Annotated in this window: 7 protein-coding genes and 2 pseudogenes; 3 read left to right on the plus strand and 6 right to left on the minus strand. The window is 68.0% G+C overall.

The genetic code is table 11. The features are described 5' to 3' along the window. The first annotated feature begins 197 nt into the window (after positions 1-197). Positions 198-6,623: an RHS repeat-associated core domain-containing protein gene (locus ABD481_RS27710; protein ID WP_344668702.1), complete on the plus strand. Its 6,426-nt coding sequence runs from the start codon at positions 198-200 to the stop codon at positions 6,621-6,623. A gap of 22 nt (positions 6,624-6,645) precedes the next feature. Then, entirely contained in the window at positions 6,646-7,044 is a 399-nt protein-coding gene (locus ABD481_RS27715; RefSeq protein ID WP_344668703.1) for a hypothetical protein, read from the plus strand. A 400-nt stretch (positions 7,045-7,444) separates the two neighbouring features. On the opposite strand, the gene ABD481_RS27720 is transcribed toward ABD481_RS27715, so the two are convergent. From ABD481_RS27720 to glnA, 3 genes and pseudogenes are all read right to left on the minus strand, one after another. Continuing rightward, the gene (locus ABD481_RS27720; RefSeq protein ID WP_344668704.1) at positions 7,445-7,960 is read right to left on the minus strand and encodes a hypothetical protein; all 516 of its coding nucleotides are present in this window, start codon (positions 7,958-7,960) and stop codon (positions 7,445-7,447) included. Between the two features lie 418 nt (positions 7,961-8,378). Further along, a pseudogene (locus ABD481_RS47445) lies at positions 8,379-8,729 on the minus strand (tyrosine-type recombinase/integrase); the annotation flags it as partial. An 825-nt stretch (positions 8,730-9,554) separates the two neighbouring features. Beyond that, entirely contained in the window at positions 9,555-10,979 is a 1,425-nt protein-coding gene (glnA, locus tag ABD481_RS27725) for a type I glutamate--ammonia ligase (RefSeq protein ID WP_344668705.1), read from the minus strand. Between the two features lie 259 nt (positions 10,980-11,238). Here glnA and ABD481_RS27730 point away from each other — a divergent pair, with 259 nt between their 5' ends. Continuing rightward, positions 11,239-11,652 carry an RDD family protein gene (locus ABD481_RS27730; RefSeq protein ID WP_344668706.1) on the plus strand — a complete coding sequence of 138 codons (414 nt, stop codon included), beginning with the start codon at positions 11,239-11,241 and terminating at the stop codon, positions 11,650-11,652. A gap of 259 nt (positions 11,653-11,911) precedes the next feature. Here ABD481_RS27730 and ABD481_RS27735 read toward each other — a convergent pair whose 3' ends face one another. The 3 genes and pseudogenes from ABD481_RS27735 to ABD481_RS27745 form a co-directional block, all read right to left on the minus strand. Further along, a complete protein-coding gene (locus tag ABD481_RS27735) occupies positions 11,912-12,637 on the minus strand; it encodes a DUF4191 domain-containing protein (protein ID WP_344668707.1) in 726 nt (241 codons plus the stop codon). A gap of 50 nt (positions 12,638-12,687) precedes the next feature. Further along, positions 12,688-12,840, minus strand: coding sequence for a hypothetical protein (locus tag ABD481_RS27740; protein WP_344668708.1), 153 nt, complete (start codon positions 12,838-12,840; stop codon positions 12,688-12,690). Between the two features lie 316 nt (positions 12,841-13,156). Further along, positions 13,157-13,502 (minus strand): annotated as a pseudogene (locus ABD481_RS27745) (lipoyl synthase); the annotation flags it as partial.

Below are 13,502 nucleotides of genomic sequence, written 5' to 3' on the forward strand. Positions count from 1 at the left end.
TCTGATGATCGACTCTTTCGTAAGGGCTGGTGCCTCGGTTAACGTACTACGGCTTGATGCTGCGTCATCAGCACCCTCAAAGGGGGTGCGTCACGAATTCGGGTAGGGGTGGCACGGGGTTGATCAGCACACGAAGATTCTCGACGTCTCGGATCGGACGATCCCTGGCGATACTTACGGCGGCCTCAGCGGCCGCCGTGAGTGTGAACGGGCCGGGCCACTGGGCCGCGGCGGCGGCCGGGACGAAGCCGCGCGGCGTCGCGGACCACCGGATCCCGGCGCATCCGTTCCCGTTAAAGCCCGAGGCGCCGACGCGCCCCATGGACACCGGACCGCGGCCGGACTCGTCCTGGCCGGCCGCGGCCTCCGCCGACGTCGCCGTCTCCGGCGCCCCGTCGGGTGCCAGCCGAGCCGGGACCACATCCGCGCTGACCACGAGCGCTGCGAACGTCGTCGAGTCACAGAAGGCTTCCTCGCTCCCGCTGAGCTTGCGCACCTCCGGTGGGAACCGGGCCGCCGCGGCGGCCGACGGACCGGCACCGACCGGACCGGCACCGACAGCCGTGCACGTCCGGATGTGGGACCGGGCCGCCGCGACCCGGGCCGGCGTCAGCGGTGTGGTGTTCACGCTGACCTCCGCCGGCGGCGAGGTGACCGCGGACCTGGACTACTCGGCCTTCCGCAACGCCGGCGGCCCCGACTTCGGTTCGCGGCTGCGCCTGGTGCAGCTGCCCGCCTGCGTGCTCACTACACCGGACCTGCCGGCCTGCCAGGTGCAGACGCCGATCGCGTCGAGCCACAACGACCCCGGCACACGGACGCTGACCGCCGACGTCACGCTGCCGACCGCGTCCGTCGCCGGTGGCACCGTCGACGGCACCGATGAGGGCACTGCGACCGACGGCACGGGCGCCGTCATCGCGAAGCCGGCTGCCTTCTCCCGGAGCGCGGCCGCCATGACCGCGGCCGCGCCGGTGGTCCTCGCGGCCACGTCCGGCACCTCGGGCGCCAACGGCGACTTCACGGCGACCTCGCTCGGCCCTTCGGGTACGTGGACCGCCGGCGGCTCCAGCGGCGACTTCTCGTGGACCTACCCGATCACCGTGCCGCCGGCGGCGGCCGGATCGGCGCCGAAGATCGCGCTGTCCTACGACGCCGCGAGCGTCGACGGCCGGACCGCGACCACCAACAACCAGCCTTCGTGGGTGGGCGAGGGCTGGGACTACAGTCCTGGCTACATCGAGCGCACCTACAACACCTGCTCGAACTTCACCGACCTGCCGACCGCGTCGCAGACCTCTGACCAGTGCTGGGCCGGCCAGATCCTCACGCTGAACCTGAACGGCGCCTCCAACGCGCTGGTGTGGGACTCCACGTCCGGCCAGGTCCGGCTCAAGGCGGACGACGGCTCCCGGGTCGAGCACCTCACCGGCGCCGCCAACGGCGCGCAGGGCGGGGAGTACTGGAAGGTCACCACGACCTCCGGTACGCAATACTTCTTCGGCCGCACCTCCGGCCCCGGGTTCACCAATCAGGGCACGACGAACTCCACCTGGACCGAGCCGGTCTTCGGCGCCCATTCCGGCGACCCCTGCCACAACGCCGCCGGTTTCTCCTCGTCGGTCTGCACTCAGGCCTGGCGCTGGAACCTCGACTACGTCGAGGACCCGCACGGCAACGTGGCGATGTACTACTACACGCCGGAGACGAACTACTACGGCCAGAACAACGGCACCACCGGCGTCGCCTACACCCGCAACGGCTGGCTGAACCGCATCGACTACGGCATCCGCGACGAGAACGGCACGGTCTACGGCGCCACCGTCCCGGAGCAGGTCGTGTTCAACGTCGCAGAACGCTGCATCCCCGGGACGCCGGCCGGCAACACCTGTGACGACTCGCAGTTCACCTCGGCCAACTCGGCATCCTGGCCGGACGTGCCGATCGACCAGAACTGCGCGTCCGGTGCCACCTGCAACATCCACGCGCCGACCTTCTGGTCGCGCAAGATGCTGTCGAACATCACCACGCAGTACTGGAACGGCACGAACTACGTGAAGGTCGACTCCTACGACCTCGGGCACTCGTTCCCCAACGGCGGCGACCCGGCGCTGTGGCTGAACTCCATCACCCGCACCGGCTACGACGCCACCGGCGCCTCGATCTCGATGCCGCAGGTGTGGACCGAGGGCCAGCTGCTCCCCAACCGGGTGCCCGGCTACCAGAGCCTGCCGCCGATGCTGCACTGGCGGATGACCAACCTGCACCTGGAGACCGGTGACACGATCTCCGTCACCTACAGCACCGGGTGTTCGAAGACGACGATCCCCGCGGACGCCTCCACCAACGGCACGCAGTGTATGCCGGTCTACTGGCAGCCGCCGGGCTTCAAGACCCCGATCTTCGACTGGTTCGACAAGTACGTGGTCACCGAGGTCGACGAAGCGGACCCGAAGGCGCTGACCCCGAAGAAGAAAACCTTCTACAACTACGTCGGCGACGCTGCCTGGCACTTTGACGACAACGAGGTCGTGAAGCCGACGGAGCGCACCTACGGGCAGTTCCGCGGCTACGGCGAGGTGGACGTCAAGGCCGGTGACCCGGTCAACGGCGAAAGCCTGACGAAGTCCGCCTCGTACTTCTTCCGCGGGATGAACGGCGACACGCTGCCGAACAGCGGCACCCGAACGGCGAGCGTGACGAACACGCTCGGCGAGACCACGCCCGACGACAACCGGTTCGCCGGTGTCGAGTACGAGTCGCAGGTCTTCAACGGCGACGGCGGCCCCGAACTCTCGGCCACCCTCACCACCCCGACCGTCGTGGCCACCACGGCGACCCGGAACCGGACCGGCCTGCCCGCGCAGACCGCCGACCTGGTGCGCACGGCCCAGACCCGCGCGCTCACCGACAAGGCGGCCGGCGGCGTCCGGACCGTCACCACGGTGAACACCTACGACACCACGGGCCGCTTGACGTCGGCCGACGCCACCGGCGACGGCGTCCCGGAGGTGTGCACCACCACCGCCTACGCCGACAACACCGGCAGCTGGATCCGCGAACACACCTCTGAGGTCATCGCCAGCCAGCAGGCCTGCCCGCCGGCCGGCACGGCCCAGACGAATGTCCTGTCGGACACCCGCACCTACTACGACGGCTCGACGACGCCGGGTCAGCTGACCGGTGTCGGCGACGCGACTCGCACGGATGTTCTGAACAACAGCAACGGCCAGGCGCCCGCGTTCCTGACGAAGGGGACGCAGACCTATGACGCGTCCGGCCGCGTCCTGACGAACACGGACACCCTCGGGCACGTCATCACCACCGCCTACACCCCGGCCGACGGCGGCCTGCTCACCCAGACCGTCGTGACCAACCCGGCGAACCAGGCCACGACGTCGGTCGTCAACCCCGACCGCGGCACCACCGCATCGCTGACCAGCATCGCCGGCCACGTCACCTCGGCCACCTACGACGCCCTGGGCCGGCTCACGCAGGTGTGGAAACCGGGCCGGACACAGGGGCTGGTCACGCCGAACGTGACCTACGCCTACTTGTTGCAGAACAGCGGGCCGGAGACGGTCACCACCAACACGCTCGTCGACTACGGGAGCGGAACGAACTACGTCACCGATGTGAGGCTGTCGGACGCTCTCGGTCGCGAGGTCCAGACGCAGACCGCCTCCGAGAACGGCGGATCGAAGGTCTCCGACACCTTCTATGACGGCCACGGCTGGGCGGTCGCGACCAACGACCACTATCTGATCAGCGTCCTGCCGTCGAACACGGTGCAGCAGGTGGCGGTCTCGGCGGTCGACGCCCGGACCACCACGACCTTCGACGGTTCCGGCCGCCCGCTGCAGGAGGTCTCGTGGAAGAACGGCGCGCAGGACGGCACCACGACCACCGTCTACGGCGGCGATCGCACCACGGTGATCCCGCCTGCCGGCGGCACCACCGCGACGACGGTCACCGACGCCCACGGAAACACCGTTGAACTCGACCAGTACACGGCGGCCCCGACAGTCGCCGGCAGCGTCGTCAGCGGCGGGACCTTCCAGCCGACGACCTACACCTACGACGCGCTGGACCGCCGGACCAAGACCGTCTCGGCCGGGGCGACCTGGAGCGTCACGCTCGACCTGGTCGGCAACAAGCTGTCGGTGACCGACCCGGACGCCGGCACCGTCACCAACCGGTACGACAACGGCGGCGAGCTTGTGTCGAGCACCGACGCCAACGGCCAGACCCTGGCGTACGCGTACGACGTGATGGGCCGCAAGACCGCCGAGTACTCCGGGTCCACCGCCGGCACCAAGCTCGCCTCGTGGCTGTGGGACAGCCTGCAGGCCGGCAAATTGACCAGCCAGACCCGGTACACCTCCGGCGGCAACTACACCACCGGCGTCACCGGCTTCGACGGCCAGGGCGACCCGACCGGCCAGCTCACCACCATCCCGGCCGCCGAGACCGGCCTGAACAAGAACTGGACGACCCGGTTCGGCTACAGCACCACCGGCCTGCTGACGACGATCACCCCGGCGTCGGTGACCGGCATGCCGGGCGAGACCATCACCAACACCTACGACGGGTTCGGCAACCCGATCAAGGTCAGCGGGCTGGTCACCGCCTCGCAGAAGCTGTCCGGCTACGACCTGCCCGGCGTGATCACCTACGGTGGTTCGACCAACAACGCCTGGCAGCAGTTCACGTACGACGCGCGGACTCTGAAGGTGCGCGACGCCAACGTGACCGCTCAGCGGACCACGGCGCAGGTGGACGACACGGTCTACGCCTACAACCAGTCCGGTCAGATCACTGAGATGACCGACACCCAGGGCCCGGCCGGCACCGCGCCGGTCGACGACCAGTGCTTCACCTACGACGCGCTCGGCCGCCTCGGCGCGGCGTGGACCGCCACCGACAAGTGCGCCGGCGCCCCGAACAACGCGGCTACCGGCGGCAACATCGGCGGCCCGAACCCGTACTGGACCACGTGGCAGTTCAATCCCGACGGCACCCGGTCCAGCCAGGTGCAGCACGCCCTGCCGGGCGCGCCGACCGGCGACACCACGACTGCGTACACCTACACCAGCCCGGCCGGCTCGCACCGGCTCGCGGGCACCGCGACCAGCGGCGCCACGACCAGGACGACCGGCTACACCTACGACAGCGCGGGGAACACCAAGACCCGGTCGCTGCCTTCCGGCAGCCAGAACCTGACCTGGGATCCGGAGGAGCGGCTGGCCTCCGTCACCGACGGGACCGGGGCCACGCTCGCGGCGTTCGTCAACGACGCCGACGGCAACCAGCTGATCCGGCGTGATCCCACCTCCACCACGCTGTACCTGCCGGGTGAGGAGGTCACGCGGACCAGCGCGGGCGTCATCACGGCCAAGCGTCAGTACACGCTCGGCGGAACCGTGGTCGGCGAGTCCGACGGCACCACGGCCGGCACGGTCTACCTGATGGGCGACGCCCACGCGACCCAGCAGGTGGCGATCAACGCCGCGACCCTCGCGCTGACCCGCCGCTCCTTCGACCCCTACGGCAACACCCGCGGGGCGACGGCCGGCGGCGCGTGGCCGGACACCCACGGATTCCTGGACAAGCCGGTCGAGGCGGCGACCGGGCTGACCGACATCGGCGCCCGCAAGTACGACGCCACGCTCGGGATGTTCATCAGCCCGGACCCGAAGGTCGACTTCGACCTTCCGCAGTCCCTGCCGGCCTACACCTACGCCTCCGACAACCCGGTCGTGTACTCCGATCCGAGCGGTCTGTCGTGGTGGAGCAAGCACTGGAAGGCGGTGGCCACGGTCGCGGTGGTCGTGGCGGTGGTCGCCGTGGCCGTCGTCGCGGCGCCGGTGGTGCTGCCCGCCATGGCGGCCGCCGCCGAGGCGGTGTCCGTGACCGGTACCGTCGCCGCCACTGCGGCCGCGGAAGCCGCGACGACCGCGACGATCGCCGGCGCCTCGCCGGCCATGGCGCTGGCGGTCGGTGGGGTGAACGCGGCAGCCGCGACCTGTGCCGCCACCTGCAGCACGGCGGCGGCCTTGACCGCGACAGCGATCGCGGCCGAGGGCGTCAACATGGTGAGCGGGGCGATGACCTCGGGCGGCGGTGGCCGCGGCCGCGCCGAGGAGCAGGGGCCGGAGAAGGCCGCGGAGCCTGGAGCGAACCCGGCACCGGCGCCCGACATCACGCCCGAGGAACCGAACGCGAAGGTCTATTGGCAGCACGGCCATGCGACCATCACGGTCACAGCGAACGGGCGTAGGGTGGTGGGGCATGCCTGGCCCAAATGGATCTTGCCCCCGGACGCGCAGGGCCCAGAGGACGCGATCAAGGTCAACGCCCCGGATATCCTCGATGAGGCTCCCATGGGGGCCCCCGATTACAGCACCACCCTCCCAGACCCCGAAGCCGCCATGGAATACATGGACCGTCAACAGCACGGGATGAATCCCAAGTACATGCGGCCTTGGAACAGGGAGGACAACAGTTGTCTCACCTACTGCGCCGACGTGCTGAACGCGGGCGGTGCAACGGAATTCGGGCCCGGCGCAGACGGCAGCCAGGGGACGACTGAAATGAAGCGCTCGGTTCGGTACCGGGAGTGACGAGGGGAGGGCACGGCAGACCATGGCGGTGAAAGGAATGGGCTGGATCGAGCTCTCGAGGATGGGCGCAGAGATCCTCTCGCACGAAAACGTGACGGGGAAGCAGTGCGCCCTGATGGGAGAAGTGATAGCCGCCTACTGCGAGATCAACCACATTCTCGCCTGCACCAAGGGCGGTGTCCTGGAGCGGGCCGAGTGGGTGCGGATCGCCGACGAGCTCGACCGCCACACCGCCCGCTTCCGGTCGGCGTGGCAGGAGTTCAAGACGGCGCCGATCGTTGACGAGAACGGACTCGTCTGGGTGGACAGGAGGGTGACCCGAGGGTTCCAGGAAGCGGCAGAGGGCCTGCGCACGCTGTTGACGGAGGCGCGGGCCGTCGATGAGGAACTCGGGGTCAGCCGCTGGAACGAGATCAGCTGACGAGTCTCGCGGCGACCACGGTCGCCGCGAGCTCGTGAAGGCTGTTGAGGCCTGTCACCGACGCCGGATCGCCTGCCGATCCGGCGTCGGTGTTCGAGCTGGCTCGGCAACTTGTCCACAGGACAAGGGTTCGTCACAGGAAGACGGTGCCGGTGAGCAGTAGCTGTGTGTTCCCGTGCTGGTTGGCGCCGTGCCCATCTTGGCGGTCTCCCTCCGAGGGCTCGAATCCACGCACGGCAAGCAGCAAGTCAGCGTGATCGGGACCGACGTACACCCCGGTGTCGGTCCCGATTCGGCTCTTATCGCTGCATCCCGCCAGCGATACTTGGAGGCCTCCGCTGATCAAGTTTGGATAGCTAAATAGTGCCAATCCGGGCCGTAGGATCGGGGCACGTCGACATTAGTAGGCTGGGCCCTCGTGGCACGAAGCGTTTCGTCGATACGGCGTCGTTCCATCTCGTAGTCCGTTTCCGGCTCGTGGGTGTATTTGCGGAGTGTGTAAGCCGGGTCGGCGTGGCCCAGTCTGACGGAGAGCGAAGATGTCCATGCCTTCGCCGAGGCGCTGTGTCGCGTAGTCGTGGCGGCCGGCATGCATCATCTTGTCCCGGCACTGCTCCCACTTGCGGCCTCGGCCGATGGGCTTGTCGTTGGTTGCTTTGATGATCCCGGCCAGCTCGCGAGCTCCCTTCCACACCCAGTTGATGTAGTTCTTGTTCAGTGGTTTGCCTTCGCGTGAGGTGAAGAACAGAACCCTGGTGTACGGCTCGCCGTCGCGAGTCATCCAGGGCAGCGTGATCTCGGCGGGTGGGTAGGCATCGGCGTGGGCCATGACGGCGAACAAGACCGCGTCTGCTGCCGGGATGAAGCGGTCGCGTTCCCCCTCGAGGTCGCTGCACTTCGGCGGGGCGAAGACCATCGTTCCCCGATCCCAAGCGATCTGCCGTTGAACATGGACCATCCTTCTGGTCCAGTCGATGTCGTCCGGACCAGAAGGCGAAGAGTTCACCTTGACGCATGCCGAGGCCGCGGGTCACGTTCACGAGCCCCTTGTAGCGGTCGGGCAGGTTTTCTCGGACCGCTTCCAACTGCGCGCCGCTGAGCGGAGCCTTTCGGGCCGGACGCTTCGACCGCTTGGGCTTGACGTCACGGACGGACTTTGCCCGGCAGGGATTCCTCGGGATCGGTTCGTCGTCTAGGGCCGACTCCAAGATCGCCGATAGATGCGCCAGGAGCAGGCCGATCGTCGTTTCGTCGAGCCTGCATGCTCGGCGGTCGTTGATCCATGCGACGACCGTGGACGGCTTGATGTCGCACAGGCGCAGCTTTCCGATGACGTCGATGATGTGGTTGTCGATTCGGGACTCGTACTGGGCGTAGGTGCGGGGAGACTTGAAGTTTCGGCTCGCAAGCCACCGCTGGGCGACGTCCTCCAGTGGGATCAGTCCGTTACGAGGGGCGATGTATATGCCCCTGTCGATTGCTTCGGCAACCTTGTTGAGCAGCCTGACGGCGTCGGCTCGCTTGTCGAACAAGGCTTCTTGCTGTTCGCCGTCGGTATCGCGCCACCGTGCGGCCCACCGCGTGCCCCTGCCGTGTTTGGAGCTGGGCACCTTGTCATGCTCTGCGCAGGTCTTCTCTCCTGGTTTCGGGTGCGTCTTGTGCCAGCGGTCGTACGGTTCAGGCACGTAAACCGCCTTTCAGCGAGGCCGCGATGCTTTTGATTCGAGCCAGAGCATCACGTCGGTGGGGTCGTACCGTCGGTAGCGGCCGACGCGGTATGACCGCGGACCGTTGCCGACGTAGTTCATGTAGTGGAGGCTCTGCTCGGAGAGCCGGAGGAACGCGGCGGTTTCCTTGTGGGTCCACAGACGCTCGGGGATCCTTTGCAGAATCGCTTCGCGCGGAGGGGTGATGGTTCGGGGACGGCCCAACCTGGCGTCCTCTCTGTGCCCTTGTCCTTGGGGAGCAGAGTCAGAAGCGGATCGCCCGAGAATGACCATAGATCGGTTTTGGCCCGGGGAACGTACCTCTGATCTGCGGATCAGCCTTGACGGCAGAATTTCGCCGAAGTCGTGGCTGTGGGTGGCGTGAGGTTGGTCGACTGTGCTAGGGGACGTCCCGAGCGGATACGGTTATGTTCGCAAGCATGTGCTGTTGCCCTTTGGGGTGACGAAGGAAGGCGCGCGAGTCACGATGTCACTCCTTCAAGTCCGGCTGCAGCCCGTGAAAGTGTCTCGTCGATGTGCTTCTTCACCCAGTCGGCGCATCGAACCGGTCTGCCCCACAGTCCGTCGGTCGAGCCGGACGCGTTCGCCAACGGCAGTGGGCCCGCAAGCTCCGGAGAACTTGCGGGCCCACTTTGAATCAGCGTCCTGCAACTGCTAGATAAAGATCATCGGGCCCACATGAGGCTCGAAAACACCCATGATCAACCGAAAAAGCCCAACACCTTCATCCCAGGTCGGCAACCGTTTACGCGCCTGCGGCGCAGGCTGCCACCCCAAGCGTTTTTAGATGTCGAAGTACAGCTCGAACTCGTGCGGCGTCGGACGCAGACGGACCGGGTCCACCTCGCGCTCGCGCTTGTACGAGATCCAGGTCTCGATCAGGTCCTGGGTGAACACGCCGCCCTCGAGCAGGTAGCCGTGGTCCGCCTCCAGGGCGTCGAGCACGGCCGGGAGCGAGGACGGGACCTGCGGGATCGAGGCGTGCTCGTCCGGCGGGAGCTCGTACAGGTCCTTGTCGACCGGGGCCAGCGGCTCGATCTTGTTCTTCACGCCGTCCAGGCCGGCCAGCAGCATCGCCGAGAAGGCCAGGTACGGGTTCGAGGACGGGTCCGGGCAGCGGAACTCGATGCGCTTGGCCTTCGGGTTCGAGCCGGTGATCGGGATGCGGATGCACGCCGAGCGGTTGCGCTGGGAGTAGACCAGGTTCACCGGGGCCTCGTAGCCCGGCACCAGGCGGCGGTAGCTGTTCACCGTCGGGTTGGTGAAGGCCAGCAGCGACGGCGCGTGCTTCAGGATGCCGCCGATGTAGTGCCGCGCGGTGTCCGACAGGCCCGCGTAGCCGACCTCGTCGTAGAACAGCGGCGCGCCGTCCTTCCACAGGCTCTGGTGGCAGTGCATGCCCGAGCCGTTGTCGCCGAACACCGGCTTCGGCATGAAGGTGGCGGTCTTGCCGGCGTTCCAGGCGACGTTCTTGATGATGTACTTGAACAGCATCAGGTCGTCGGCGGCGGCCAGCAGGGTGTTGAAGCGGTAGTTGATCTCCGCCTGGCCCGCCGAGCCGACCTCGTGGTGCTGGCGCTCCACGACGAGGCCGGAGTCGATCAGGGTGCGGCTCATCACGGCCCGCAGGTCCGCGTAGTGGTCGTTCGGGGCCACCGGGAAGTAGCCGCCCTTGACCCGCGGCTTGTACCCGCGGTTGCCGCCCTCCTCGGCGCGCCCGGTGTTCCAGAACGCGGCCTCGGCGTCGATGTGGTAGTAGCTCTCCTGCGAGCCGGAGGTGAAGCGGACGTCGTCGAAGACGTAGAACTCGGCCTCGGGGCCGAAGTAGCAGGTGTCGGCGATGCCGGAGCCCTTGAGGTAGGCCTCGGCCTTCTTGGCCACGTTGCGCGGGTCGCGGGAGTACGCCTCACCGGTCAGCGGGTCGTGGATGAAGAAGTTGATGTTGAGGGTCTTCTCGGCGCGGAACGGGTCCAGGCGCGCGGTGGTGACGTCCGGCAGCAGCTGCATGTCGGACTCGTGGATGGCCTGGAAGCCGCGGATCGAGGAGCCGTCGAAAGCCAGCCCGGTGGTGAAGACGTCGGCGTCGAACGACTCGACCGGGACCGTGAAGTGCTGCATCACGCCGGGCAGGTCGCAGAACCTAACATCGACGCTTTTCACGTCGTTGTCCTTGAGGTACTTCAGTACCTCGTCGGCGTTCGAGAACATCAACTACTCCTTTGAGTACGCTTCTCACCGGCCGCTCGGCGCGCCTGCCGAAGGCTCACCTGCGGGCCGGGACCCAACGGGCACTCCTGTGACCGTAGGACAGGGCGGTTTCCCGGCCGTGTCCCTTTTGTTTCCGGCGTGTTACACGGAGCCCCGGCACTTTCCAACCTACCCCCTCCGCCGCGACCCTCCCCTGTCGACAGGCCACAGCCCGACGGCGGTGGCGGGTCCGGAACCCGCCCGGGGTACCGTGGGGGCCATGACCTCGTCCTCGCCCGATTACTACGGCCGGCGCCTCGGTCTGCCGCAGTCCGGCCCCGGCTCGATGGCCACCGTCGGCCGTCGGCTGGCCGCCGTGCTTGTCGACTGGGCCCTCGCCTACGGCATGGCCTACCTGCTGGTCGGCGACCGCCTGCTCCGGACCGGCCAGTTCGCCGCGTTGAGCCTGTTGGCCGTGATGTACCTGGTGGGCCTGGGGATCAGCGGCTCCACCCTGGGCATGGCCGCGCTCGGCCTGCGCGTCGGCTCCGATCAGGGCGGAAAGGCCTCGCTCTACGCCGTCGGAATGCGGACCGTACTGCTGTTCCTGTTCATCCCGGCGGTGATCTGGGACGCCGACGGCCGCGGCCTGCACGACCGGGTGGCCAGGACGATGATCGTCACCACGCGCTGAGGCTGGCCGGGGGCGTTCGGCGGGTCGTTCGGCGGGCTATCCGATGGGCTGTCCGACGGGCTGTCCGTTGGGCCGTCCGATGGGCTTGTCAGGCGAATTGCCCACCGGGCCGCTCGAACGGGTCGGCAGCAGCAGCTCCGCGCCCCACCAGCGCAACGAGACGGCCCGCGACCATCCCGGTCACGGGCCGTATGTCAACCAAGCACACTCTGCGGCGTTTCGTACCGATTACATCGAACGCACGACCGTATTGCGGCATTCAGCGGATCTGGCCGCGCGGCATCTTCCCGTTACGCGGCATCGGCCCCTTCGGGATCGGCATGTTCGGGCCGACCGCCTTGAGCCGGTTCTGGTACGTCTGGACCTGCGCCGGCCGCAGGTACGACTTCCCGGCGGCGGGCTTGAGCCGCATCACCGTCTTGTTCAGCTGCCCCAGCGGGACCATGCCCTCGCCGTCCCCGGCGATGATGTCCTCGGCCACCAGCGGCACGTCCGGGCCGAACAGCCGGGTCAGGTGCCGCCGCTCCTCGGTGAACAGCGCCTTGAGCCGGTTCGGGTTGCCCTCGCCGACCAGGATGATGCCGGGCCGCCCCAGCACCCGGTGGATCATGTCCTGCTGCCGGTTGAACCGCACGCCCGGGGTGACGTCCCAGCCCCGGCGCAGCGTGTCCAGCACGGAGGCGGCGGCCCCGGCCTGGTCCTTGATCGAGGAGTAGGCCGCGCGCTGGGCCCGGCGCCCGAAGATGATCATCATGGCCAGCACGGCCACCGGGATCCCGAAGATCCCGTAGAACACCGGCGAGTCGAGCAGGAAGCCCAGGCCCACGAAGATCACCAGGGCGCCCAGGCCCCAGGCGGCCAGTACCAGCGGGAGCTTGGGATCCTCCTTGCGGGTCATCGAGTAGACCTCGCGGATCTGCTTGATCCGGCCCTTCTTGGGGGCGTCCCCGCCGGCGGGGGTGTTCGTCGTGGTTTCGCGTGCCATGGCACGCAGGATACGTGGTGCCCGCGCCTGGTGGTAAACCAGTTCGGCGGTTACTCGGCTCCGGCGCCCAACCTGGTGAGCGACTCGTGCGCGGCAGCCCGCACCGCGGCGCGCTCCTGGGCCTCCAGCACGGCCGCGCGAGCGTTGGCGATAGCGCGCTGCTGGCCGCCGCTGAGCACGCGGCGCTCTAGGGTCAGGAGCATGGACCGGACGGAGGACGCAGCGGAGCTCATAGGGCGGAATACCTCGACCTGGGGCAGGGGCGGACGGGGACGCGGTGCGGGAACCACCGGTGACGCGATATGCAGCGCGGTCGACGGCTCACCGCTGCCACTATCAGCAATCTTTGTTACAGGTCTAGCGCCGGAGGGTCAAATCGTGGTAACGCGATACGCAATACTCCGCATTCCCGCGCCGCCATACGAAACGGCCCCGGTCGCTGTGACCGGGGCCGTTCGTCTCAGCTTCCTGAGGCTTGCCGCGTGAATCGCTACGCTTGCTCAGCGATGCCGGGCACCGCTACGCCGGCACCGCCGCGGCGGCGGCCGCGGCACGCGCCTCGATCGCCTCCTGGTACAGCCGTCCGGCGCGGTAGGAGGAGCGCACCAGGGGTCCGGACATGACGCCGAAGCCGAGCTCTCGCGCTTCCTCGGCGAGTTCGACGAACTCCTCCGGCTTGACCCAGCGCATCACCGGGTGGTGGCGGGGTGAGGGCCGCAGGTATTGGGTGATGGTGACCAGGTCGCAGCCGGCTTGGCGCAGGTCGGTGAGGGCTTGGGAGATTTCTTCGCGTTCCTCGCCCATGCCCAGGATCAGGTTGGATTTGGTGACCAGGCCGTGGTCGCGGGCTTGGCGGAGGACGTCC

The organism is Catenulispora yoronensis (assembly GCF_039531695.1).
Taxonomy (GTDB): Bacteria; Actinomycetota; Actinomycetes; order Streptomycetales; family Catenulisporaceae; genus Catenulispora; species Catenulispora yoronensis.

What these genes read in the sequence shown, in the direction of transcription:
- ABD481_RS27715 (WP_344668703.1), top strand. Translation starts at nt 6,646, where the DNA reads ATGGCGGTGAAAGGAATGGGCTGGATCGAGCTCTCGAGGATGGGCGCA.
- ABD481_RS27740 (WP_344668708.1), bottom strand. Translation starts at nt 12,840, where the DNA reads ATGCTCCTGACCCTAGAGCGCCGCGTGCTCAGCGGCGGCCAGCAGCGC.
- ABD481_RS27720 (WP_344668704.1), bottom strand. Translation starts at nt 7,960, where the DNA reads ATGGTCTTCGCCCCGCCGAAGTGCAGCGACCTCGAGGGGGAACGCGAC.
- glnA (WP_344668705.1), bottom strand. Translation starts at nt 10,979, where the DNA reads ATGTTCTCGAACGCCGACGAGGTACTGAAGTACCTCAAGGACAACGAC.
- ABD481_RS27735 (WP_344668707.1), bottom strand. Translation starts at nt 12,637, where the DNA reads ATGGCACGCGAAACCACGACGAACACCCCCGCCGGCGGGGACGCCCCC.
- ABD481_RS27730 (WP_344668706.1), top strand. Translation starts at nt 11,239, where the DNA reads ATGACCTCGTCCTCGCCCGATTACTACGGCCGGCGCCTCGGTCTGCCG.